The sequence below is a fragment of the Chryseobacterium sp. 22532 genome, from assembly GCF_052044665.1.
GTDB classification, from domain to species: domain Bacteria; phylum Bacteroidota; class Bacteroidia; order Flavobacteriales; family Weeksellaceae; genus Chryseobacterium; species Chryseobacterium lathyri.
Map to the genome: position 1 here is coordinate 246,898 of NZ_JBQENJ010000004.1, position 23,410 is coordinate 270,307.

Annotated in this window: 21 protein-coding genes; 8 read left to right on the forward strand and 13 right to left on the reverse strand. The window is 37.8% G+C overall.

What is annotated here, in order from left to right:
- Positions 1 to 563: 563 nt before the first annotated feature.
- The 7 genes from ACTJIV_RS12455 to ACTJIV_RS12485 form a co-directional block, all read right to left on the reverse strand.
- On the reverse strand, positions 564 to 1,922 hold the full coding sequence (locus tag ACTJIV_RS12455) for a M20/M25/M40 family metallo-hydrolase (RefSeq protein ID WP_440627840.1): 1,359 nt from the start codon (positions 1,920 to 1,922) through the stop codon (positions 564 to 566).
- Between the two features lie 3 nt (positions 1,923 to 1,925).
- Positions 1,926 to 3,284 carry a M20/M25/M40 family metallo-hydrolase gene (locus tag ACTJIV_RS12460; protein WP_440627842.1) on the reverse strand — a complete coding sequence of 453 codons (1,359 nt, stop codon included), beginning with the start codon at positions 3,282 to 3,284 and terminating at the stop codon, positions 1,926 to 1,928.
- Between the two features lies 1 nt (position 3,285).
- Positions 3,286 to 4,689 (reverse strand): M20/M25/M40 family metallo-hydrolase, encoded by a 1,404-nt coding sequence (locus ACTJIV_RS12465; RefSeq protein ID WP_223559697.1) that lies wholly within the window; start codon positions 4,687 to 4,689, stop codon positions 3,286 to 3,288.
- A 55-nt stretch (positions 4,690 to 4,744) separates the two neighbouring features.
- Positions 4,745 to 5,989 (reverse strand): DUF1015 domain-containing protein, encoded by a 1,245-nt coding sequence (locus ACTJIV_RS12470; protein ID WP_111952966.1) that lies wholly within the window; start codon positions 5,987 to 5,989, stop codon positions 4,745 to 4,747.
- Between the two features lie 3 nt (positions 5,990 to 5,992).
- Complete coding sequence (locus ACTJIV_RS12475; RefSeq protein WP_111952968.1) at positions 5,993 to 6,958, reverse strand: D-2-hydroxyacid dehydrogenase; 966 nt, start codon at positions 6,956 to 6,958, stop codon at positions 5,993 to 5,995.
- A gap of 121 nt (positions 6,959 to 7,079) precedes the next feature.
- Complete coding sequence (gene serC, locus ACTJIV_RS12480) at positions 7,080 to 8,144, reverse strand: 3-phosphoserine/phosphohydroxythreonine transaminase (protein ID WP_440627845.1); 1,065 nt, start codon at positions 8,142 to 8,144, stop codon at positions 7,080 to 7,082.
- Between the two features lie 122 nt (positions 8,145 to 8,266).
- On the reverse strand, positions 8,267 to 8,617 hold the full coding sequence (locus ACTJIV_RS12485; RefSeq protein ID WP_040999034.1) for a 4Fe-4S binding protein: 351 nt from the start codon (positions 8,615 to 8,617) through the stop codon (positions 8,267 to 8,269).
- 59 nt (positions 8,618 to 8,676) lie between these two features.
- On the opposite strand from ACTJIV_RS12485, the gene ACTJIV_RS12490 reads away from it, so the two are divergent.
- Genes ACTJIV_RS12490 through ACTJIV_RS12500 form a run of 3 tightly spaced genes read left to right on the forward strand, consistent with a single transcriptional unit; the run spans position 8,677 to position 10,913 of the window.
- Positions 8,677 to 9,711, forward strand: a complete 1,035-nt coding sequence (locus ACTJIV_RS12490) for an acyl-CoA reductase (RefSeq protein WP_440627848.1) — start codon at positions 8,677 to 8,679, stop codon at positions 9,709 to 9,711.
- 44 nt (positions 9,712 to 9,755) lie between these two features.
- A complete protein-coding gene (locus ACTJIV_RS12495) occupies positions 9,756 to 10,199 on the forward strand; it encodes a peptidylprolyl isomerase (protein ID WP_111952974.1) in 444 nt (147 codons plus the stop codon).
- A gap of 24 nt (positions 10,200 to 10,223) precedes the next feature.
- Complete coding sequence (locus ACTJIV_RS12500; RefSeq protein ID WP_440627850.1) at positions 10,224 to 10,913, forward strand: Bax inhibitor-1/YccA family protein; 690 nt, start codon at positions 10,224 to 10,226, stop codon at positions 10,911 to 10,913.
- Positions 10,914 to 11,291: 378 nt separating this feature from the next.
- Here the strand turns inward: ACTJIV_RS12500 and ACTJIV_RS12505 are convergent, their stop codons facing one another.
- From ACTJIV_RS12505 to ACTJIV_RS12520, 4 genes are all read right to left on the reverse strand, one after another.
- Positions 11,292 to 11,540, reverse strand: a complete 249-nt coding sequence (locus tag ACTJIV_RS12505) for a DUF6952 family protein (protein WP_440627852.1) — start codon at positions 11,538 to 11,540, stop codon at positions 11,292 to 11,294.
- The gene (locus ACTJIV_RS12510; RefSeq protein WP_034707328.1) at positions 11,540 to 11,848 is read right to left on the reverse strand and encodes a thioredoxin family protein; all 309 of its coding nucleotides are present in this window, start codon (positions 11,846 to 11,848) and stop codon (positions 11,540 to 11,542) included. The genes ACTJIV_RS12505 and ACTJIV_RS12510 overlap by 1 nt, the downstream gene beginning before the upstream one ends.
- 117 nt (positions 11,849 to 11,965) lie before the next feature.
- A complete protein-coding gene (locus tag ACTJIV_RS12515) occupies positions 11,966 to 12,598 on the reverse strand; it encodes a peroxiredoxin (protein ID WP_111952978.1) in 633 nt (210 codons plus the stop codon).
- Positions 12,599 to 12,771: 173 nt separating this feature from the next.
- On the reverse strand, positions 12,772 to 13,968 hold the full coding sequence (locus ACTJIV_RS12520) for a pyridoxal phosphate-dependent aminotransferase (protein WP_440627855.1): 1,197 nt from the start codon (positions 13,966 to 13,968) through the stop codon (positions 12,772 to 12,774).
- 224 nt (positions 13,969 to 14,192) lie between these two features.
- Here ACTJIV_RS12520 and ACTJIV_RS12525 point away from each other — a divergent pair, with 224 nt between their 5' ends.
- From ACTJIV_RS12525 to ACTJIV_RS12545, 5 genes are all read left to right on the forward strand, one after another.
- Positions 14,193 to 15,530 (forward strand): M20/M25/M40 family metallo-hydrolase, encoded by a 1,338-nt coding sequence (locus ACTJIV_RS12525; RefSeq protein WP_440627857.1) that lies wholly within the window; start codon positions 14,193 to 14,195, stop codon positions 15,528 to 15,530.
- Between the two features lie 97 nt (positions 15,531 to 15,627).
- Entirely contained in the window at positions 15,628 to 16,263 is a 636-nt protein-coding gene (gene rsmG, locus ACTJIV_RS12530) for a 16S rRNA (guanine(527)-N(7))-methyltransferase RsmG (RefSeq protein ID WP_111952984.1), read from the forward strand.
- Positions 16,264 to 16,325: 62 nt separating this feature from the next.
- The gene (locus ACTJIV_RS12535; RefSeq protein ID WP_440627859.1) at positions 16,326 to 16,730 is read left to right on the forward strand and encodes a hypothetical protein; all 405 of its coding nucleotides are present in this window, start codon (positions 16,326 to 16,328) and stop codon (positions 16,728 to 16,730) included.
- Positions 16,731 to 16,732: 2 nt separating this feature from the next.
- Positions 16,733 to 17,269 (forward strand): DUF922 domain-containing protein, encoded by a 537-nt coding sequence (locus ACTJIV_RS12540; RefSeq protein WP_440627861.1) that lies wholly within the window; start codon positions 16,733 to 16,735, stop codon positions 17,267 to 17,269.
- Positions 17,266 to 19,959: a PD-(D/E)XK nuclease family protein gene (locus ACTJIV_RS12545; RefSeq protein WP_440627863.1), complete on the forward strand. Its 2,694-nt coding sequence runs from the start codon at positions 17,266 to 17,268 to the stop codon at positions 19,957 to 19,959. Before ACTJIV_RS12540 ends, ACTJIV_RS12545 begins: the two co-directional genes overlap by 4 nt.
- Positions 19,960 to 20,020: 61 nt before the next feature.
- On the opposite strand, the gene ACTJIV_RS12550 is transcribed toward ACTJIV_RS12545, so the two are convergent.
- Positions 20,021 to 21,964 (reverse strand): T9SS type A sorting domain-containing protein, encoded by a 1,944-nt coding sequence (locus ACTJIV_RS12550; protein ID WP_440627865.1) that lies wholly within the window; start codon positions 21,962 to 21,964, stop codon positions 20,021 to 20,023.
- Between the two features lie 164 nt (positions 21,965 to 22,128).
- Complete coding sequence (locus tag ACTJIV_RS12555) at positions 22,129 to 23,307, reverse strand: acyl-CoA dehydrogenase family protein (protein WP_111952994.1); 1,179 nt, start codon at positions 23,305 to 23,307, stop codon at positions 22,129 to 22,131.
- Between the last annotated feature and the right edge of the window lie 103 nt (positions 23,308 to 23,410).

Below are 23,410 nucleotides of genomic sequence, written 5' to 3' on the forward strand. Positions count from 1 at the left end.
ACAATCATCATCGTAAATGGAATTGATAAGGGACTATCTTTTCCGATGCATACGGTATCTAAAGAAAAGGCCATATTAAAATATGAAACCTTTATTCGACTCAATGGAAACTGAAGCTCCCACGGAAACCTTTTCTCATCGTCTGTGTTTTAAATAATTTTTTTTCAATGATTTAGCTTGCGAATTTCATGCCAAAGTGAATTTTCCTGCTTGTTTTTAGCATTAAGTAGGTTTAAGTTTGTAGATGATTAACAGAGAAATATAGAAATTGAAAGACAAAAAGAATTGAATTCAATTTTTTTTAAAGCAACAAAAATTACAAAAATTGTGGAGTACTTTAGAATTTTCAGGTTCAAAGCTTAACATAGAATTATCACAAAAGCTTAAAAAAATCAGAGATTTGATAAAAAGTATGTGTAATCTGAGAGACCTATGGGAGGTATGCAAAAATTGGGTCCCTATATAAGAAGTCAACAAGTTGATTAGGAAAGAAAATAAAACTTCCCCTTTGAATCAACTTGTTGACGTAATTTTGCGGTAAAAAGCAAGTTTAGAACAATACCTTACCAGTTCTTATCAATCATATAAATGATCTGTGTCATAGCTGCAGCACCCAACAGAAGCTCTCTTCTGTTCACCTTATCAAATGTATCTTCTTCCGTGTGATGGATGTCAAAATACCTTTGGGAATCCGGTGCCAGCTCTGCCGTAGGGACTCCCATATCATGAAGCGGATAGATATCAGTCCCTGAATATTTTCCTTCAAAATTATATACTCCGTATGGAATGAATAAACCAGCCCAGCTCTTGATCTGGTTTCTTTTCACATCATCCATTTCCAGGGCAATTCCCCTTGGAGCAAAGCCGCCCGCATCGGATTCTATGGCGAAAAGGTGCTTCTCGTTCTTTTCCTTGGCCGTTTTTCCATATTGAATGCCTCCTTTTACGCCATTTTCTTCATTGGCAAAGCAAACAACCCTGATCGTATGATTATTTTTAATCCCCAGTTTTTTGAATGTTCTTAAAACCTCAATACTTTGTACAATTCCTGCTCCGTCGTCATGAGCACCTTCACCCACATCCCATGAATCCAGATGTCCACCGACTACAATCACATTTTGATCTTTCTTGCCGGTGATTTCGCCAATGACAGAGTGGGAGAGCTTTTCCCCTTTCATCCCACAGTTGGAATTAAGCTTTGCAGTGACTTTCTGTGTCTTTAAAAGAGCTTCAAGTTCATCCGCAGTTGTTGCTCCAATGGCTACGGCAGGAATTTTTGAAACTTTATCTTCATAGCGCATGGCTCCGGTATGCGGAACATCGTCAAAAGCAGAAGAAAGAGATCTGATGATGGCAAATTTACCTCCTTTTTTAGCCGTTAAAGCAGCAGCCGTTACCCTGTATTTTGCAGCATCGCTGTAGCCTCTGAATGTTTCTACAAAAGACTGACTGAAAGGGTAGTTAAAGAATACAATCTTATCTTTTACTTGATCTGCCGGAAGTCTGTCATATTCTTCCATAGATTTTACGATGATGATCTCGCCGGAAACATCTTTTCCGCCGGTACCTTCAGAATTTCCGAGAGAAAGCATCTTCAGGTTCTTCCATTTGCCTTCAGAGGTTCTGATCTGCAGGGATTCTTTTCCGCGGGTCCAGACCGGAACCATTACTTCCTGAAGCCAAACTTTATCGGCGCCGGCATCACGGAGCTTCTGTTCTGCCCATTTTACAGATTTTTCATAAGCGGGAGAACCACTTAAGCGATGTCCAATATTTTTAGTCAAATCTTTAAGGTCTGTATAGCCTTTTCCGTTGTTCAGGATTTCTGTGGAGATTTTGCTGAACTGGACAGAATCTTCCTTTGACTGGCCAAAAGCAGCCATTCCCAGGAATAATAATGAAGTTCCAATTATCTTTTTCATAGTTTACCAATTTTTATCGATCATATAAATAAGTTGTGTCATTACCGCAGCACCGAGAAGTAATTCTCGGCGGTTTACTTTTTCAAAAGTATCTTCTTCTGTATGGTGAATGTCGAAATAACGTTGCGGATCTGGAACCAGTTCTGCGGTAGGAACACCCATCTCATGCAGTGGAGCGATATCTGATCCGGAATATTTGCCTTCAAAATTATATACTCCGTAAGGCAGGAACAGATTCACCCAGCTTTTGATCTGATTTCTGTTTTTATCATCCATTTCCAGGGAAATGCCTCTTGGTGAGAAGCCTCCCGCATCCGTTTCTATCGCAAAAAGATGTTTTTCATTGCTTTCTTTTGCTGCTTTTCCATATTGCTTTCCGCCTTTGGTTCCGTTTTCTTCATTGGCGAAACAAACAGCCCTGATGGTATGGTTATTTTTAATTCCAAGTTTTTTAAATGTTCTCAGAACTTCAATGTTTTGTACAATTCCGGCACCGTCATCATGTGCACCTTCACCCACATCCCATGAATCCAGATGTCCACCGACTACGATGACGCTCTGGTCTTTTTTCCCGGTAATCTCACCAATCACAGAATGGGAGAGTTTCTCCCCTTTCATTCCGCAGTTGGAATTGAGCTTGGCAATAATCTTTTTGTTTTTTAACAATGCTTCCAGTTCATCTGCGGTTGTATTTCCGATAGTTACTGCAGGTACTTTGGAGACGTTGTCGTCATACCGCATATTACCTGTATGAGGAACATCATCAAAAGCAGAAGATAAAGATCTGATCATGGCAAATTTTCCACCTTTCTGAGCTGTTAAATTGGCTGCAGACCTTCTGTATGCTCCGGCTTCCCGGTATGAAATGAAGGTTTGAACATGTGATTGATTAAAAGGGTAGTTAAAGAACACGATCTTATCCTTTACTTGATCTGCGGGAAGCCTGTTGTATTCCTCTAATGATCTTACCATAATGATCTCGCCGGAAACATCTTTTCCGCCCGTTCCTTCAGAGTTTCCGAGAGAAAGCATCTTCAGGTTCTTCCATTTGCCTTCAGAGGTTCTGATCTGCAGGGATTCATTTCCGCGGGTCCAGACCGGAACCATTACCTCCTGAAGCCAAACTTTATCGGCGCCGGCATCACGGAGCTTCTGTTCTGCCCATTTTACAGATTTTTCATACGCTTCGGTACCGCTTAAACGGTTTCCAATGTTTTTGGTAAGGTCTTTCAGTTCATTATAAGCTTTCCCATTATTCAGTATTTCTGTAGAAATTTTACTAAACTGTATTGAATCCTCTTTAGACTGCCCGAAAACGGCCATGCTTACCATTAAAAGTGAAAGAGTGACGGTTTTTTTCATTTTACCAGTTTTTATCGATGATAAAAATAAGTTGCGTCATTGCTGTAGCCCCTAACAGTAGCTCTCTTTTGTTCACCTTATCGAAAGTATCCTGTTCAGAGTGGTGGTAATCAAAATATCTTTGTGTATCTACAACCAGTTCAGCTAAAGGAATATCCAATTTTTTCAGCGGAGAAATATCCTGAATAGCTTCAGTTTGGTCAAAATCATAAATACCGTAAGGAAGGAAATAATTTTTCCATTCGAAGATCTGTCTTCGTCTTTGTGGAGACATATCTAAGGAAAATCCTCTTGGAGAATATCCTCCTGCATCTGTTCCTAAAGCAAAAACATGTTTTTCTCCTTTCTTTTTCACATAGGCTGCATACATTTCACGTCCTTGTCCCCCGTTTTCGCTGTTTGCATAAAAAACAACTCTTATCGTATGATTATTTTCGATCCCAAGAGCTTTGAATGTTCTTAAAACTTCAATGCATTGTGCAACACCGGTTCCGTCATCAATAGCCCCTTCACCGAAATCCCACGAATCTAATTGAGCTCCTAAAACAATCACTTTAGAATCTTTTTTACCCTGAATTTCAGCAATAATATTCGGATTGGTAGTATCGCCTTTTGATTGCGCCGTCATATTCAGTTTGGCGGCAACTTTCTGATTTTTTAATAATTTTTCTAATTCATCAGCGGATTTTACACCAATGGACACGGCAGGAATTCTTACTTTGTCATCAGGTTCGTAATACACCATTTTTGCGTGTGGTGTATCGTCCATAGCTGTTGTTAAAGATCTTATAATTAAAGCTTTTGCTCCTGTTTTAGCAATCACGGAAGCAGAAATTAATTTAGATTTTGCGGTAATTAAATAAGAATCATTTGTATTAATGATCTTCGGATCCATCGGAAGATTGACGAAAACGATTTTATCTTTCAATTGTCCAACCGACATAGCATTAAGCTCAGAAGTTGAATTAATTAAAACAATTTCGCCTGTAAGATCTTTCCCGCCAGTTCCTTCAGAATTCCCGAAAGACAGCATTCTGATATTTTTCCAATCTCCATTCGCTGTTTTTATTTGCAAAGATTCTCTTCCTCTTATCCAGACCGGAGCTTTGGCTTCCATTCTCCAGATCATCTCAATACCGATAGATTTGAGTTTTTTTTCTGCCCATTCCACCGCTTTCATATAACCGGGAGTAGCACTGAAACGGGGACCGATCCCTTTGGTAAGTTCCCCAAGATTTTCGTAAGCGGTACCATTGGTCATTACCTCGTCTGAGATTCTTTTGAATTCATCATGATAGTTGAACTTAGCCACGGTTGTTTTTTTTACCGGTTTTTTCTGTGGCTTTTTTTGAGAAAATAAAAATCCACTCAAAAAGAGTGGAAGTATAATGAAGATTTTTTTCATTTTTTATTTACCTTTCTTTTTCCGAAGATAAAAGTAGGGAAAAATTAGGAATTTATTAAGGTTTCATATCGTACATTAACAGTGCTGTAACCAATTTTGGTTCAATGAATGTACATTTTGGAGGCATACTGAGCTTAAGATCAGAAATTTTGATCATATCGTTGAAACTCACTGGATAGATTCCGAACCCTACTTTGCCCTCACCATTGTCTATTTTTTCTTTTAAATAGTTGATTCCCTGGATATTGGATGTTCCTTTGGCGTATGATATTTTCTCAGAACTGTCTGAATTTTCTATTTTAAGGATATTTTTGAAAATGTATTTATCTAAAAGATGGTGGTCAAGGTTGTCAAGGGACATTTCCGTTGAACGTAGGTCATGCTTTACGTGAAGTGAGTAGAATTTACCATCCAGGTACATCGAGATGTGGAATTTCTGTGAAGGGAAATAAGAAGTTTCACCTTTTTCATGAATCAGGAAATACTGGTCCAGCTCTTTTAAAAACTCTTCGCTGGAAAGCCCGTTAAGATCGGACAGAATTCTGTTGTAATCATGAATCTTGATCGACTGGTTGGAGACGATAAAACTATAGACAAAATTATAGGCTTCTGTACCGTTGTGTCTTTTATTTTTCTCCTTGTGATATTTAGCATTCAGAGCAGTAGATCCGATCCTGTGGTGACCATCTGCAATGTAAAACGAATCAATTTGATCGATTACCTCTTTGAATTGCTGAAGTTTCAGACGGTTATCTATTCTCCAGATTTTATGTCTGATCCCGATAGAATCCACATGGTTGAAAATAGGAACATTCTTCTCTTCATGATTCATCAGAAGCTCAATCTTGGAATTGGAAGGGTAGGTAAGAAGCACCGGTTCAGCCTGAAGACTTACTTTGTCCAGATAATGGGCCAGCTTTTCTTTTTTCTGTGGAATGGTACTTTCGTGTCTTTTGATCTTTCCGTTCCAGAAATCTTCAATACTTGCTAATCCCAGCAAGCCTCTGAAAACCTGTTTGTTGGGATAGATTTGCTCATAAAGGTAATATGATGAACTGTCCTGGATCAGTTTCTTTTCTTCCAGAAGTTCTTCAAATGTTGAACGGATCTTCCTTAAATTCCGGTCAATATCTTTGGATTTACTTACAACATAAGGTTTAATCATATTGATGTAAGTATTTTCAACTTGAGCTTTCTCTGCAATCTCCTCTTGGGTGAAATTGTCCAGCGGATGGGTAGGGAAAGTGCTCTCAAAGTCTTTATGAGGTCTTATTCCACGGAAAGGTTTAAAAACAGGCATATTTTATCTTATGGTTTCTTTTTGTAGCTTAATAATTTGTTCTGCAAGTTCTGCTCCGATTTTCTCCTGTGCATCTATGGTGTTTCCACCTACGTGAGGTGAAAGAGATAATGCAGGATTCATCAGTAAAGGGAGTTCCGGAGTCGGTTCGTTTTCGAATACATCCAGTGCGGCTCCCGCTACTTTTTCAGATTCAATGAAATCTATAAGGGTTACCTCATTGATTACACCGCCTCTTGCAGTATTTACTATGTAGACTCCATCTTTCATTTTTTCAAACTGAGGTGTGTCTATAATATATTCATTCGTTTTTGGAGTATTGATGCTGATGAAATCTGTATCTTTAAGGAAAGCATCCATATCATTGGTGGAAGTGATCTCAAAGTTCAGACTCTGTCCATCGAAAAAGTCCAGGGTAAGAACTCTTGTCTTAGGATTTTTTGTCAGCACCTTAATTTTCATTCCCAATGCTATCCCCATTTTTACAACTTCCTGCCCGATACTTCCAAAGCCGATTACTCCAAGTGTTTTTCCTGAAAGTTCATACGCTTTGCTGAATGACTTTTTCATAGCATCGAAATGGGTTTCCCCCTCCAATGGCATCAGCCGGTTCGATTCGTGAAGGAATCTTGCCAGTGCAAAAAAGTGTCCGAAAACAAGCTCAGCTACTGATTTTGAAGATGCTGTAGGCGTGTTGATCACTTTTATACCTTTGCTTTTAGCATAATCAACATCAATATTATCCATTCCGATACCGCCGCGTCCAATGATTTTCAGGCTTGGGCAAGCATCGATTATGTCCTGTCTTACTTTCGTCGCGCTCCTTACCAAAAGAATATCCACGTTATTTTCATTAATGAAATTGATCACGTGATTCTGTGCCACTCTGTTCGGCAGGACTTCAAATCCTGCCTCCGTAAGGGCCAGTTCTCCTGTTTTCGAGATTCCGTCGTTTGCTAAAACTTTCATGTGTTATTTAGATTTAAAGATTGAAAAATTTAATTATTTAAAAATTTTAAATCGGGGCGCAAATTAATAAATTTTAATTAACTGCTCTAAATTTTTCAATCTTTGAATTTTTAATGCTCAATTATTTAATAGATTTCATAACATCAACAAGAACCTGCACACTTTCAATAGGTAAAGCATTGTATAAACTTGCTCTGTAACCACCCAGGCTTCTGTGTCCATTCAGTCCGCTTATTCCTGCGGCTTTCCATGCAGCGTCGAATGCTTCTTTTTTGCTCTCATCTGTGATGTTGAAAGAAACATTCATTAAAGAACGGTCTTCTTTTACACAGAATGTTTCAAATAGAGGATTGCTGTCGATCTCATCATATAAAAGTTTTGCCTTTGCCTCATTTCTGGCTTCTGCTGCCGCAATTCCTCCGTTCTTTTCAAGATACTGTAAAGTAAGAAGGGAAGCATAGACAGGGAAAACCGGAGGGGTGTTGTACATGGATTCTTTTGAAATATGTTGGGAATAATCCAGAATAGAAAGCATGTTCTCTCTTCCTGTTTTCCCAAGAATTTCTTTTTTAATCACCACCAGGGTAACTCCTGCAGGTCCCATATTTTTCTGAGCTCCGGCATAGATAAGATCAAATTTTGAAAAATCAAGTTGTCTTGAGAAAATATCAGAACTCATATCACAAACCATCAAAGTATCTACCTCGGGGAAAGATTTCATCTGAGTTCCGTAGATTGTATTGTTCGAGGTGCAGTGGAAATAATCGTATTCTGAACCTACCGTATAATTTTTAGGAATGAAAGAATAGTTTTCTTCTTTGGAAGAGCCTACCACATCCACATTTCCTAATTTCTTAGCTTCTTTAATAGCTCCTGCCGCCCATGTTCCTGTATCCAGGTAAGCTGCTTTACCGCCTACTTTCAGCAGATTGTAGGGAACCATCGCAAACTGCAGGCTTGCACCGCCACCTAAATAAAGCACTTCATAATCATCACCAAGGTTCATCAGTCTTTTCACAATGGCACGTGCTTCGTCCATTACAGCAACAAAATCCTTGCTTCTGTGCGAAATTTCAAGGAGAGACAGTCCGATTCCGTTAAAATCTAAAATAGCTTCTGCTGATTTTTCAAATACCTCCTGAGGTAAGATGCATGGTCCTGCGCTGAAGTTGTGCTTTTTGCTCATATTTTTACTTTTTTGGTTGTGCAAGAATTTTATGGACTTGCGGTTTATTATTGATATTTTACTAGATTCCTTTAAGTTTATGGTTAAAAAAACCGCCTCATTATGCTGAGACGGAGCTTTTATTATTCACCGTGTAAGAATGCTTTTTTATTAAGCAGGGTTTCTTCAGATTCTACGTGGTCTTCGTCCGGAACACAACAGTCTACCGGGCAGACAGCTGCACACTGAGGTTCTTCATGGAAGCCTTTACATTCCGTACATTTATCTGTTACAATGAAATATACATCATCACTTACCGGTTCCTGCGGCGAATCTGCATCTACAGTAAGTCCTGACGGCATGGTCACAGTACCTGTAAGGGCAGTACCTTCAGAAGCTTTCCAATCTACGGCCCCTTCATATATTGCATTATTTGGGCATTCCGGTTCGCAGGCTCCGCAATTAATGCATTCATCAGTTATTTTAATAGCCATCGCTAATTTTTTTTAAATTTGCACAAAATTACAAAATATTCCCCAATTTAAAAGTAATTATGAATATCGAAAATAAAGTTTTAGGACTTATTAAGTTAAGTGTATATATAAAAGAGTTTTTAGCAAAGAATCCTGCGGATTATAATGATCATGATACGGATTTTGAGTTATTGCTGAGAAGATCCGAAATAGAGAATCCCTGGTTTACCCTTGAGAATCAGAAATTTGCTCTTACAGAATGGACTCATTTGCTTATTCAGGAAAATATAAACAATTGGCTTAGAAACTATTCCGTTTCCAAAACTTCAAAAAGAGTAGGATTGATCCTGGCCGGAAATATTCCATTGGTAGGACTGCATGATGTGATATCTGTTGTTTTAAGCGGACACATTCCTTTGATTAAGCTGTCTTCAAAAGATAAACAGATGGTCCCGTTCCTGCTGAAAAAATGGAATGAATTGTCAGATGGAGCTGTCCAGTTTGAATTTGTTGAAAGACTGGAGAATTTTGATGCTGTGATTGCAACAGGAAGCAATAATACGGCAAGGTACTTGGAATATTATTTCAAGGACCATTTAAGCATTATTAGAAAAAACAGAACCTCTGCGGCGGTTCTGAAAGGTGATGAGACTCCTGAAGAACTTCAGCTTCTGGCGGAAGATATTTTCAGGTATTTCGGTTTGGGATGCAGAAATGTAACCAGAATTTTTATTCCTGAAGACTTTCTTATCGACAGGCTATTTGAAAGTTTTATAGGCTTCCAGGATATCATTAATCATAATAAATATGCAAATAACTATGATTATAACAGGGCAGTTTATCTCCTGAACCAGGATAAATTCTGGGATAATAATTTTGTTATGCTGAAAGAGGATGATAAGCTTTTCAGCCCGCTTTCCGTGATCCATTTCAGCAGGTATTCATCTTTGGATGATGTTAAAAATTTCATTGCCGAAAATGAAGAGAATATCCAGTGTATTGTGGCAAAAGATGAGCTGGGATTGGATTCAATTCCTTTCGGAGAAGCGCAGCACCCTGCTTTGGATACGTATGCCGATAATGTAGATACGATGAAATTTTTGGAAGTGGTCTGATTTTCGTATCTTAACTCACTATTTTACCAATAACAAAAAAGATTATGAAAAAAATATTTTTAGGACTTACAGTTCTTGCCGCACAGCTGATGTTTGCTCAGAAAGTAACAGGCGTGAAGGTTGAAAAAGTTCAGAAAGAAATTCCTGTGCAGTTAAGCAAAGAGAAGATTAATCTGTATAATGACAACTTTCTTAAGTTTGTTGAAGCACTTAAATCTTCGGATCGTTCAGGCGTTGATGCACTTCTTTCCGATAAGGTAAAAGATATTGTTACGGACGATGTTCTTAAAAAAGTAAAAGAAGGCTTTGATGTGAATAAAAAGCTGGAAATTTTAAAAACGGGATACCACAGATTGATGGATGGTTCCAGTTTGCCAAGCATCAACTACAAATATGCAGGAGATTCTTCTTCAAAAGAGGTAATTATGGCTGTTTTTGAAGAGGATGGAAAGATTATTGGGGTAATGCCGGCAAAAAAAGATAAATAATTTAAAACAATAAAAATACTAACTATGATGACAGATGTTTTAGTTGCTCATTCCTCCGATGTGGAAAAAGCAGCTTTTTACAGAAAAACTTACCTGCATGTCGCTTTATCAATCCTGGCATTTATCGGGGTTGAAACTATTTTACTGAAAACGGTTCCTGTGGAGATCATTGCTATGATGTTCGGACAGAAATACACATGGCTACTGATTATCGGTGTTTTCTGGCTGGCTTCGATGCTGGCTTCTAAATGGTCACTTTCGCAGAGCAGAACAACACAGTATTTCGGATTAGGCTTCTATATTATTCTGGAAGCGGTGATTTTCATGCCTATGATCTATATCGCAGCAGGAATGCAGGGTGGAGGAAATATTATATTCCAGGCTGCCATGCTTACGATTGCCCTGTTTGCCGGACTTTCGGCAGTGGCATTTACTTCAAAAAAAGATTTTTCGTTCCTAAGAAATATTATTGTTATCGGAGGTTTTCTTTCGATAGGGCTTATTGTAGCCGGAGCGATTTTTGGGTTCAATCTGGGACTTTGGTTCTCAGTAGGAATGGTGCTTTTGGCTTCTGCAAGTATTCTTTATGAAACAAGTAAGCTTAAAGATGTTTATTCTACAGGGCAGTATGTAGGTGCTTCATTGCAGCTTTTTGCATCCATTATGCTTTTGTTCTGGTATATTCTGAGAATCTTAATGAGCAGAAGAAGCTAGTTAATTTAAAAATGAAAGGAGAAGAATTGTAAATTCGGATTCTATCTTATAAATAATCCTGGTGATATTTTCACCGGGATTATTTTTTGTATTTTTTTACACAAATGGCACAAATGTTTTCAAAAAAAATACTTTAATTTTAATTCAGCCATTTAACCAAAAAATCCCGGTGAAAATATCACTGGAATTTTAGTGGATTCTTTAATCTATATAAACAGAAGCAGCAGCGTCAGCAATGGCATATTACAGAAGCTTTGAAGCGTGTGTTTAAATTAAAAACTAAAGAATTGAGAAAATATAGTATCGAGGAAAGCCTCAGTAGTACTGTGTTTTTGTTGTAATTTTTTACTATTAATTAAAATCGATCGAATGAAAAAATTACTTGTCAATGGATCCTAAGACCTTCTGTGCAAAAGAATTTAAAGCGTCTTTTTCGCTCATTCCGTTCTGAACGCTGGCGTGCACTTCCAAAGCGCCGCAGATATTTGTGATCAGCTCTCCTGCTACATTCAGATCTTCTTCGCTGGTTCCTCTGAATTCGCAGAAGCTTTCTAAAACCTCTAATGTTTTTTCAAGATTTTCAGACGTCTGATTCTGATAAAACTGTCGGATTACGGGTAACTTCATTACTGTATTTCTTTAAAAAGATTAATTAAACTTTCAGCCTGGTTGCTCTGTACCTGGTTTACCAATTCACCGTTTTTAAAAACTGCAAAAGTAGGAAGGTTATCAACGGTTGCTAATTTTCTGCTTTCAGGAAGCTTTTCAGCATCTACATATAAGAAAGGAATTTCTTCGTTTTCTGATGCTAATTTTTTAAATTTAGGCTTCATGATTCTGCAGTTTCCGCACCATGTGGCACCGTACTGAACAACTACTTTTTCATTGTCGTTCACGATATTCTGTAAAGTATCTTCTGTTAATTCTGTGTACATAAGTTTATTTTTAGAAAAAATAAACAATGTAGCAATCTAATAATTTACCAATCTAACAATTAAAAAACGAATCTTAAAATTGTTATACTGTTAGATTGCTACATTGTTATATTAAATTTAGTTCTTAGCTAAGTATTCTGCTGTAGAAGTTCTGTCTGCTTTCATAGCATCTTTTCCTTCTTCCCAGTTGGCAGGACATACTTCACCATGTTTTTGAACGTGCGTGTAAGCGTCGATAAGTCTTAAATATTCTTTCACGTTTCTACCAAGAGGCATATCGTTTACAGACTCATGGAAAATTTTTCCAGTTTCGTCGATTAGGTATGTTGCTCTGTATGTTACATTAGAACCTGTGAAAGTTTCCTCTCCATCTTCATTGTATTCGAAATCCTGATCTACAATTCCTAGGATGTTTGCCAATTGTCTGTGAGTATCAGCTAAAAGTGGGTAAGTTACTCCTTCAATACCTCCGTTATCTTTTGGAGTGTTCAACCATGCAAAGTGTACCTCATTAGTATCACAAGAAGCACCGATTACTTTAGTGTTTCTTTTTTCGAATTCACCTAAAGCATCCTGGAAAGCGTGAAGCTCTGTAGGACATACGAAAGTGAAATCTTTCGGATACCAGAATAAAATTACTTTTTGCTGGTTAGAAGTAGCTTCTTCAAGAATGTTGATTCTAAGATCATCACCCATTTCAGACATAGCATCGATTGTTACATTTGGGAATTTTTTTCCTACTAAAGACATAATTTTCTGTTTTTATATTAAATTTTCTTGTGCAAATATATAAATATTCCATCTATCAAACAAATCAATATCGATAAATAAAATCTATAATTGTTTTTAATGGAACTATAAGAAAAAAGCCCTGAAATCAGAGCTTTTTTGTTTACTTTATACTAATTTTTATTCAGTCTAATTTATGAATTAAATGGAGCTAAAGCATCTTTAATTCGTTTCATCGCTTCTCTAAGATCCTCTTCAGAAGCTGCATAAGAAAATCTGATACATTCCGGGCTTCCGAAGGAAACACCGCCTACACATCCAACATGGGCATTTTCCAATAAGAACATCGCGAAATCATCAGAGTCTTTGATTTCAGTGCCATTCAGTGTTTTTCCGATATAGTGGGAGATATCCGGGAAGAAGTAAAATGCAGCTTTTGGAAGTAATACTTTGAATCCTGGAATTTCTTTCATCAGGTCATACACCAGATCTCTTCTTTTCTGGAACGCATCAATCATGTATTTGTACTCGGAAGGATCTGTTTTTAGAGCAGTAATAGAAGCTCTCTGAGCCACTGTATTGGCTCCGCTGGTCATTTGTCCCTGAACCTTTTCGCAGGCTTTAGCCAGCCATTCCGGACAGGCAGAATACCCGATTCTCCATCCTGTCATGGCAAATGCTTTAGACATTCCGTTAATCACAGCAGTCTGCTCATATACTTCAGGGAATTGAGCGATGGATGTTGTTTTTGTTTCGTAATTGATGTACTCGTAGATCTCATCCGAAATAACCGTTACATGAGGATATTTGGCAATAACTTTCGCCATCGATTTTAACTCATCATAGGTATAATATCCACCGGAAGGGTTACATGGAGAACTGAAAAGAATAGCTTTTGTTTTATCTGTAATGGATTCTTCAAGTTGTTCGGCAGTGATCTTGAAATCTGTAACATAAGAAGTCGGCAGCATTACTGAAGTTCCCCCCATCATTTTTACCATTTCATCATAGCTTACCCAATAAGGTGCTGGAAGAAGAACTTCGTCACCATCATTGACCACGGAGGCCAATACATTTAAAATAGCTTGTTTAGCTCCGTTGGAAACACAGATCTGGCTTGGCTTATAATCAAGATTGTTGTCTCTTTTTAATTTGTGGGCAACCGCTTCACGAAGTTCAAGAAACCCGGGAACAGGAGAGTAATGGCTGTAGTTTTGGTTAATCGCGTCAAAAGCTGCCTGTTTGATATTGTCCGGAACATCGAAATCCGGTTCGCCAAGTGTCAGACTAATCACATCAATGCCGGCGGCCTTCATTTCTCTTGCTTTGTTTGACATTACGAAAGTCTGTGAGTAACCTAATCTCTTTACTCTATCTGAAAGTTTATCCATGTGGGTCTTTTTGAATTTTAACAAATATATAATAAAAACGTTTTGCCGGGAAATAAAAGTAGGGCAGGAAAAAAGATTTTTGTCAGGTTTTTTAAATTTTAATCATTAAAGTATAGTCTTTTATACTTTTCTGCCGAAATATTCAGTTCCTAAGAACATGGAAATGAAAAGCGGTGCCCAATATTATGTTTTTGTATATTTAGCTATCTAAATATTCAGTGGGTATGAAATATTCTCTCCTTTTATTGTTGGTTCCTTTTGTAAGTTTTTCCCAAACAAAAACAAAAGATGATGAAATAAAAAAATACGTTTCTGAAGTAAGCTCGGATTCTTTAAAATCCTATATCGGCAAGCTTGTAAGCTTTCATACCAGGCATACTTTAAGTTCTGTTGATGATAAAAATCAGGGAATAGGAGCGGCAAGGAACTGGGTACTTGGAAAATTTAAAGACTATGCAAAGAATTCCGGAGGAAGAATGGATGTTTACTTACAGCAGGAAAACATTCAGCCGGATGGAAAACGGATAGACAGGGTTACCAACTTGGGAAATCCTATAGCCTTTCTAAAAGGTACAGATCCTAATGATAAAAGAATTTTCCTGATTTCTGCACACCTGGATTCGCGGGTTACTGATGTAATGAACAGAATTTCATACGCGCCGGGTGCCAACGATGATGGGAGCGGAGTGAGTGCTGTTATAGAAGCTGCGCGAATTTTGAGCAGATCTTCTTTTCCGGCATCCGTTATTTTCGTTACTTTTTCCGGAGAAGAACAGTCTTTGCTTGGATCTAAGCTTTTGGCAGATAAAGCCAAAAAAGAGAACCTGCAGATAGAAGCAGTTCTGAACAATGACATGATCGGAAATTCTAAAGCAGGAGAAACAGGAGAGATCAATAACCATACATTAAGGGTTTTTAGCGAAGGGCTGCCTTATGCAGAACTCGATAAAAAAGCAATGGGTATAAGGAACCTGGGACTTGAAAACGACAGTGAATCCCGGCAACTGGCCCGGTATATTAAAGAAATTGCAGAACAATATGTAAAAGGACTAGAAGTGAAGCTGATTTACAGGAACGACAGGTTTTTACGTGGCGGAGATCATTCCAGCTTTGTCAGTCAGGGATTTCCTTCCGTAAGGCTCACTGAATATTATGAAAACTATGATCATCAACATCAGGATATAAGAGTTGAAAATAATAAGCAGTACGGAGATCTTCCTGAATTTATAGATTTTAACTATCTGAAAAGAAACGTTGCGGCAAATATTGCTGTTCTGGCAAGTCTTGCCAAAGCTGCTTCAAAACCTGAGCGGGTAGAAGTAATGGTTAAAGAGCTTACCAACTCCACCTCAGTAAGATGGGAAAAGCCAAAATCCGGAACACCAGCGGGGTATTATATTCTTGTAAGAGAAACGGATAGTCCCGTTTGGCAAAAAAAGATATTCACTAAAGAGCTTTCCATTAAAATCCCACTTTCAAAAGACAATTATATTTTTGCCGTTCAGACGATTAATCAGGCCGGAAATTTAAGTGTACCTGTTATTCCGGGGATTGCGAAATAATATCGACTAAAGAAGCTGAAATTTAAAATCTGATCCGGACAACTTCATTTGAATACAACAGAAATAAAACTTATTTTTGTAGATTATAATAATTCATATGGCAGCATCGTTACTATTAAAATACTTTCCTGATCTTACGGAGAAGCAGATCGAGCAGTTTTCCCAGTTGGAGAAACTGTATAATGAGTGGAATGAAAAAATCAATGTGATCTCAAGAAAAGATATGGAATCGCTGTATGAGAAGCATGTTCTTCACTCCTTAGGAATTGCAAAAATAATGGAATTTGCACCCGGAACAAAAGTGCTGGATATAGGAACAGGAGGAGGTTTTCCGGGGATTCCCCTGGCAATTTTATTTCCGGAAACGGAATTTACTTTAGTTGATTCTATCGGAAAAAAAATTACTGTGGTGAAAGCAGTGGCAGAAGGAATCGGGTTAACTAATTTAACGGCCATTCACGGAAGAGCGGAAAAAGTAAAAGAAAAGTTTCATTTTGTGGTAAGCCGTGCTGTAACTCAGATGCCGGAATTCCTCAGATGGCTGAAAGGAAAGTTTGAGAAAGAACAGTTTAATCCCAAACATAACGGGGTTTTATATTTAAAAGGCGGCGACCTTGCAGAAGAATTAGCCGGAATTAAATGTGAAATCTTCAATCTTAAAAACTATTTTGATGAAGAATTTTTTGATACTAAAAAAGTGATTTATGTATCAAAAGGCAATTTTAATTCTTAATTTTGATGAATTAGGGAATAATTTTTGCTGAATTTTTATTAATAATCAGTAAATTTAAGGTTATGAAAAAACTTTTAAATATTGGATTTTCTGTATTGTTTTCAGGAATGGTTTTTGTTTCCTGCGAAGACGATGATTACCAGACTGTACAATCTATAGGTAAGATCAAAATCGACAGTGTAAAGATCATGCAGGATACTATGGATGTCTATTCAATACAGAGTATTAAGACGTATTCTACCTATTCGTCCCAATGTGAGGGTTTTTATGGATATGATTATATTCATGACAGCAGCCTGGAAAGATCTGTTACCGCTTATAAATATACTACGGACGGTCCCTGTACACAGGAAACCCATGTGGGAGCCAACCAGATCAACTTCAGTCCGCGCCAGACAGGAACGTATACCTTTAAATTCTGGAATGGCGGTAACAGCTGGATCACCAAAAAAATTGTAGTAGAATAATAATGAAATGGATTTCACTTTGCTTTTTTCTTTTTGCCAATGCTCTTTTTGGGCAGAAAATTATCTGGCAGGAAGATCATAAGCTGGTCTGGGGTAACTTTAAAAGCCCCATAAATAGAAAAAATCATCCCGATGTAGCTGCCTATACACACTGCGGCTGGGAATATTCTGTAGTGAAATCCACCAATCCTAAATCTCCGGTTAAAATTGAGATCACTGCTATTTTTAATGAAGACAGATCCTGGAAAGATGTCAAAAAAATAAATGATTATATCCTGCTGCATGAGCAAATGCATTTTGATATTGCAGAATTGTTTGTCAGAAAATTCAGGAAAGAGATAGGAGAGAAGATCAAAACTTCCGGTGATTACAATAAAAGTTTTAATGCAGTTTACAGCAAAATATCAAACGATTACAAAAATTTCCAGATGTCTTACGACAGGGTTACGGAACATGGAATGAATAAAGAAAAGCAAGCAGAATACAATGCTCTCATTGCTGAAGAACTGGACCATTTAAAAAGCTATAAAGCCTCTTGAAATTTCTCAATAAAATCATCCACGAACTGCTGGCCCAAAACCAGGATCTTTCGGAGTTCAATATTGTTCTGCCCGGAAAACGTCCCATCGTATTCATCAGGCAGATCCTGGAAGAAAACAATTATTCAGGATTTCTTCCCAATTTCTTTACCATAGAAGAGCTGATCGACAGGATTGCAGGCAAACAGCCTGTTCAGGGAATCTCTCTTTGGCTTTTTGCCTTTGATGTCTACCGGAGTCTTGGTCTAATCCCGAAAGATGATTTTGCAGACTTTTTAAAGTGGTTTCCGACCCTTCAGAAGGACTGGGACGATATCCTGAAGTTCTCTGAAAGTGATGAAGCTGTTTTACAGTATATGTTTGATGAAGAAAGGATCAAAGAATGGGCTCAGGATCTGGGTGAAGATGATGATGTTCCACGTAAAAAATTCCTTAATTTCTGGCGGAATATGAACGTTTTTCTTCCAATTCTAAAGAAAAAACTACAGGAAAGAAACTGGGCGACTTCCGGGATGATTCATGAAACTGCGAAGGCCAAGATCTCAGCTTTTGCCGAAAATACTTCCGAACATTTTGTATTCTGTGGCTTCAATGCTTTCACACCGGTGGAAGAAAAGCTCGTAAGGAGCTTACTGCGTCGGAATAAAGCACAGTGCTTCTTTCAGGCGGATCATTATTATTTTGATGATGAGAGACAGGAAGCCGGAAAATTCCTCAGGAACCATAAAACATGGAAAGAATTTGATGACAACAGGGCTTTTCAGTGGATAGAAGATGATTTTAATCAGCCAAAAAATATAAAAGTTTATGAGGTTTCCGGAAATGTAACGCAAACTAAAGTTCTGCCTGAAATATTTAAGGAAATTGAAAATAAGACCTATTCCAACACCGCAGTGGTATTATTGGATGAAAATCTTCTTCCTGCAAGTCTGGATGTGATGTACGGTGTTGAAAACCTGAATATTACCATGGGTTTTCCTTTGAAGAATCTTTCTTTTTCCAATGCCGTAAAGCAGCTTTTCTATCTTCAGAAACAGCTGGAGAAAAATAAATCTTCCTATTACTACAGAGATATTTTCCCGATCCTTGAAGAGCTTCCGAAGTCTTCTGAAGATGAGTTGATTATCGGTAATTTCAGAACAAAAATAGAGGAGAGGAATATCGTTTATATATCAAAAAAGCTTTTAGAAGAGCTTCTGGGCGGGCTTTCTTATTATGGACTTCTTAGAAAAGCTGATCATACGGGTGTTTACCTGGATATGCTTATCGCTTTCTGTAAACGGATCAAATGGCTGGAAATAGATGATATCCAATATGAAAACGTTTCCCATTTTGAAAATGCGTTCAGAATTATTAAAAACCAGCTCAGTCCATATGATTTTGAAATCAAAATGGAAACACTGGAAATCCTGATCAACCAGCATGTCAATTCCGAAAGTATAGATTTCCAGGGGGAACCGCTCCGCGGACTTCAGATTATGGGTCTTCTGGAAACCCGTCTTCTGAATTTTGAAAATGTAATCATGCTTTCTGTGAATGAAGGGAAGCTGCCTTTAGGAAATTCACAGAATACTTATATTCCGTTTGATATAAGAAGGTATTTTGATATGCATACGTTCCTGGAAAATGACAGTATTTATGCCTATCACTTTTACAGGCTGATCCAGGATTCCCGAAATGTCCATCTTCTGTACAATGCACTCAGTTCCGGAGTGAATACTGGAGAGAAGAGCAGATTTATCACACAGATAGAAATGGAGAGCTCCCATAAGATAGAGCACCTTATTATTGAGAATTCTTCCGAACCTATTGCTTCGCAACCAATAGAAATTCTGAAGACGGAAATCGTGATGGAAAGGTTGCAGAAATGGAAGGAAAAAGTATCTGCATCACACCTGACCAGCTATCTTTATAATCCTATAGATTTTTATCTTTCCAAGATATTGAAGACCTCGGAAACGGATGAAATAGAAGAAGAACTGTCTGTTAAAAATTACGGAAATCTGGTTCATTATTCACTTCAAGAAGTATATGAATTACTTAAAGGTAAAGTATTAAAAGAAAAGGATTTACAAAATTCAATTAAAGAAATAGATCAATACATTAATATTGCTATTGAAAAGCTGAAGCATCAGCCTGAATTCTATGAAAAAGGCATGAATTTTATTCACAGGGCTATTGCTAAAAAAGTGATAGAGAATGTACTGAATCATGATCTTGAACTGGTGAGAAATGGTAATACCCTGGAGATTCTGGACATTGAAAAAAGATTCGAAAATGTAGATTTTTATCTTGATGGCAACGACAAAATTTCTTTCTTCGGATTTATCGACAGGATAGACCGCCTTAACGGGACCCTAAGAATTATTGATTATAAAACGGCAAAGATCAAAAACCTCACGGTAAAAATAGATGAAAATAACGTAGATGAATATTTCCATAACAGCGAAAGGAAACAGGCTCTACAGCTTTGCATTTATCATTATGTGGTACAAAATCTTCCGGAATTTTGGGGACTTCCTATAGAAACGGGAATCTGGAGCTTTGCAGAAGCTAAAAAAGGAGTCATTTCTCTGCAGTTTGATAAAGGGAATATTGATGATGCCATGCAGTCTGTAAAGAACCTTATTCTGGAAATATTGAACCCTGATCTCAGTTTTATTGAGAATATCAAGCCCTATTCCAATTAAAAATGCACTTCATTGCTGAAGTGCATCTCATTTGAAATGAAGATATACTAGTACTATTGTCTTATAATTTTACTTTTTTATTCACCGTTTTCCCGTCGTTTCCGGTGAACTGAACTATATAAATGCCTGGTTCCAAGCTTTTTGATTCAAATTCTGATTTATTGACTTCCTGCTGAATAATCAATGTTCCCGAAATATTATAGATGCTGATGTTTTTAATGCCATTGCCTGCTCTGGCGACGATCTGGCGGTTTTTCGTAAATATCTCAGTCTTGTCAGATAATGAGCTGTTTTCCAGTGCTTTTCTGAACTGAAGATTATAAAACTGAGTGACCACTTCAAAAGTGTTCTGATTATTAAGACCTTTTATGTCAATTCCATTGTTTTCTGCATACTCTTTCTGAGAAACTGTTCTTAAAAGATTTTTATTGCCATCAAAAATATTGACAGTGATCAGTTCTTCCTGTGGTATTTTCAGTTTTAAAATATTATTGTTTTCAGACTGTACAATTTCATTTTCAGGAACTTCTACGGGTGTGCTTTTAACGTATGGAATTAATTTCTGATTGTTATTTTCCTGTACTTTTAAAAGATAGACGCCATCTGTTAATGATGATAAACTGCCGTTTGTTCCTGATTTGCTTACTGCTTTTTCCTGATTGAAATCTGTAACTCCTACAAGCTGCATTTTTCCAAGATCCGGCTTTAATTGAGAAGAATAGAGTGTATGGGTCTCAGGCTGGCTGTTTCCCTGTTGTTTTGAAGTCAGTATGGCCCATTCATTCAGAAAACCTCCGCTTCTGAGTGTATTGAATTTGGCATTGGAGGCTAATGTAAAAGGAACAATTCCCCCTACATGGCCTAAAGGTCCCCAAAATAATGATTCCAGCTTATATTTGTTCAGATCCCACCATGCATAATATCCCCGCTGTACATCAATGGTTTTAGAAGTGTTTTCCGGTGGAATAGCCAGGTCTACTGAGGAATGTCCCAGGGTCATAGGGGTTTTGTTGTACCAGTCATACACATCCTTAGGTTTCATGCATCGTCTGAGGTTATTGTTGGGATTATTGGTAACATCATTAACAAAATTCTGAGTGAAAAGATTTCTCCAGATCACAGGTCCCCAAAGAAGGCCTCCGTTGTCCTGAACCACATGGTAATTGTATTTATCCAGATATTCCGGAGAAATGACCTCAGAAATGCTCGTATTGTAGGTTTTATAACCTGTATTATTGCAGGTATGCAATACATTGGCAAGGAAAGAAGTGAAAGGATAAAAATCCTTTTCCAGGACTCCTTTATTCAGGGTAACTCCTGAAAAATCATATGGTCCGTCTCCCATGTAAGCATACTTGAACTTCAGATTGGTAGGGTTGGAGGTATTCAGGCTTTTTAAAGTGGACATGGCGGCATGCGCACCTTGTGAATAGCCTGCCAGAAAGTATTCATCGTATCTTTTTATTCCTAACTGACCCAGCACTTTATTGGCTGCCTTTACAAAGTCTATCGTTGCGCCAGCTTCCGTAGCAGCGTCTACATATGGATGAACGCCGTCTCCGCTTCCCATTCCTACGTAATCAGGTGCCATCAGAATATAGCCGTTAAGTACATATGATAATTCAACTACGAACCCTGCGGTTAAGGCTCCTTTGAAGTTAGAAGGGACATTATCTCTGCTGTCGGTCGTTCCGTGATCAGAAACCACCGTGGAAAGTTTAAAATTAACGTTCGGATACATCAGAAGTCCTGTAGCCTTTACTAAGACATTCTTTTCATTTTTGGTATAATAAGTGATTTTATAGCCCTTAAGCCCCACATTGAATCCATTGAGATAGCTGACAAAATCCGGAGCGTTCTGCTCGCCTAGACTGTTGGCGATGAAATTGGTAACTCCCTGTGGAGTCAGATCCAATTTTTGTTCAAAACTCACAACATCTCCTGCCTGTTGGGCAAAAAAGAACGGAGCAGTGAAACTTAATAAAAGTGTAGATAATTTTCTCATATCAATATTTTTTGATGTTATTAAATTAATTGTTTTTAATAAAAAATGGATAATGTTAATACATCAATAATTATTCATTGAATATAAGTTCCCTGCAAAGTGAGTAAAACAAGGAGTCCGGCCATTCGGCCGGACTCCTCTTCAGTATATTTTTGAGCTTTTATTTAAAAAGCGTTGATTCCTGTAATATCTAAGCCAGTGATCAGTAAATGAACATCATGTGTACCTTCATACGTAATTACCGACTCAAGATTGGCTGCGTGTCTCATCATCGGGAATTCGCCCATGATTCCCATGCCGCCAAGGATTTGTCTGGATTCTCTGGCAATATCAATAGCCATTTTCACGTTGTTGCGCTTAGCCATTGAGATCTGTGCAGGACTTGCTTTGTGGTCATTTTTAAGATTTCCTAACTGAAGACATAATAACTGTGCCTTTGTGATCTCTGTTAAGAATTCAGCTAATTTCTTTTGTTGAAGCTGGAAAGAACCAATCGGCTTGCCAAATTGTTTTCTTTCTTTAGAATACTGAACAGCTGTACAGTAGCAGTCAATTGCTGCCCCGATTACACCCCATGAAATTCCGTATCTTGCGGAGTTTAAACAAGATAAAGGTCCTTTTAATCCGGTAGCCCCCGGAAGTAGGTTTTCTTTAGGAACTTTTACATTATTAAATACCAGCTCTCCGGTTTTTGAAGCTCTCAAGCTCCATTTATTATGAGTTTCAGGCGTAGTAAAGCCTTCCATTCCTCTTTCAACGATTAAGCCCTGTATTTTTCCTTCTTCGTTTTTTGCCCAGACTACTGCGATATCGCACAGAGGAGAATTCGTGATCCACATTTTGGCTCCGTTCAGAAGATAATGGTCACCCATATCTTTGAAATACGTTTCCATAGAACTTGGATCTGAACCGTGATTAGGCTCAGTTAATCCAAAAGAACCGATCATTTCCCCTGCAGCAAGATGCGGAAGGTATTTTTTCTTCTGTTCCTCGGAACCGAATTCGTTGATAGGGAACATCACCAGCGAGCTCTGTACCGAAGCAGCAGAACGCACCGCAGAATCTCCTCTTTCAAGCTCCTGCATAATAAGACCGTAAGAAATCTGATCTAACCCTGAACCGCCATATTCAACAGGAATGTATGGACCTAAAGCTCCAATCTTTCCCAATTCTTTCATTAAGCCCGGAATATCAGTATGATTTTGCGCGGCCTGGTCAATCTGCGGCATTACAAAACTTTCCACCCAATCTCTTACCGATTGACGGATCAGTTTATGTTCTTCAGTAAGTAAAGCATCAATTCCGTAGTAGTCTGGAATGCTTGTAAGAGGATAATATGACATGATTTTTTTGATTTGCTTAAAAGTAATACTTTTCGTTGGTTTGAAAAATTTTTTTACGAATCTTTGTTGCGTTTGATTTTCAGTAAGATAAATGGGAACATAC

Bases quoted from the DNA above. Each gene is read 5' to 3' on its own strand.
- ACTJIV_RS12500 (WP_440627850.1), top strand. From the start codon at position 10,224: ATGATGACAGATGTTTTAGTTGCTCATTCCTCCGATGTGGAAAAAGCA.
- ACTJIV_RS12475 (WP_111952968.1), bottom strand. From the start codon at position 6,958: ATGAAAGTTTTAGCAAACGACGGAATCTCGAAAACAGGAGAACTGGCC.
- rsmG (WP_111952984.1), top strand. From the start codon at position 15,628: ATGGCAGCATCGTTACTATTAAAATACTTTCCTGATCTTACGGAGAAG.
- ACTJIV_RS12460 (WP_440627842.1), bottom strand. From the start codon at position 3,284: ATGAAAAAAACCGTCACTCTTTCACTTTTAATGGTAAGCATGGCCGTT.
- ACTJIV_RS12550 (WP_440627865.1), bottom strand. From the start codon at position 21,964: ATGAGAAAATTATCTACACTTTTATTAAGTTTCACTGCTCCGTTCTTT.
- ACTJIV_RS12510 (WP_034707328.1), bottom strand. From the start codon at position 11,848: ATGTACACAGAATTAACAGAAGATACTTTACAGAATATCGTGAACGAC.
- ACTJIV_RS12540 (WP_440627861.1), top strand. From the start codon at position 16,733: ATGAAATGGATTTCACTTTGCTTTTTTCTTTTTGCCAATGCTCTTTTT.
- ACTJIV_RS12505 (WP_440627852.1), bottom strand. From the start codon at position 11,540: ATGAAGTTACCCGTAATCCGACAGTTTTATCAGAATCAGACGTCTGAA.
- ACTJIV_RS12555 (WP_111952994.1), bottom strand. From the start codon at position 23,307: ATGTCATATTATCCTCTTACAAGCATTCCAGACTACTACGGAATTGAT.
- ACTJIV_RS12490 (WP_440627848.1), top strand. From the start codon at position 8,677: ATGAATATCGAAAATAAAGTTTTAGGACTTATTAAGTTAAGTGTATAT.
- ACTJIV_RS12535 (WP_440627859.1), top strand. From the start codon at position 16,326: ATGAAAAAACTTTTAAATATTGGATTTTCTGTATTGTTTTCAGGAATG.
- ACTJIV_RS12515 (WP_111952978.1), bottom strand. From the start codon at position 12,598: ATGTCTTTAGTAGGAAAAAAATTCCCAAATGTAACAATCGATGCTATG.
- ACTJIV_RS12525 (WP_440627857.1), top strand. From the start codon at position 14,193: ATGAAATATTCTCTCCTTTTATTGTTGGTTCCTTTTGTAAGTTTTTCC.
- ACTJIV_RS12520 (WP_440627855.1), bottom strand. From the start codon at position 13,968: ATGGATAAACTTTCAGATAGAGTAAAGAGATTAGGTTACTCACAGACT.
- ACTJIV_RS12485 (WP_040999034.1), bottom strand. From the start codon at position 8,617: ATGGCTATTAAAATAACTGATGAATGCATTAATTGCGGAGCCTGCGAA.
- serC (WP_440627845.1), bottom strand. From the start codon at position 8,144: ATGAGCAAAAAGCACAACTTCAGCGCAGGACCATGCATCTTACCTCAG.
- ACTJIV_RS12465 (WP_223559697.1), bottom strand. From the start codon at position 4,689: ATGAAAAAAATCTTCATTATACTTCCACTCTTTTTGAGTGGATTTTTA.
- ACTJIV_RS12455 (WP_440627840.1), bottom strand. From the start codon at position 1,922: ATGAAAAAGATAATTGGAACTTCATTATTATTCCTGGGAATGGCTGCT.
- ACTJIV_RS12470 (WP_111952966.1), bottom strand. From the start codon at position 5,989: ATGCCTGTTTTTAAACCTTTCCGTGGAATAAGACCTCATAAAGACTTT.
- ACTJIV_RS12495 (WP_111952974.1), top strand. From the start codon at position 9,756: ATGAAAAAAATATTTTTAGGACTTACAGTTCTTGCCGCACAGCTGATG.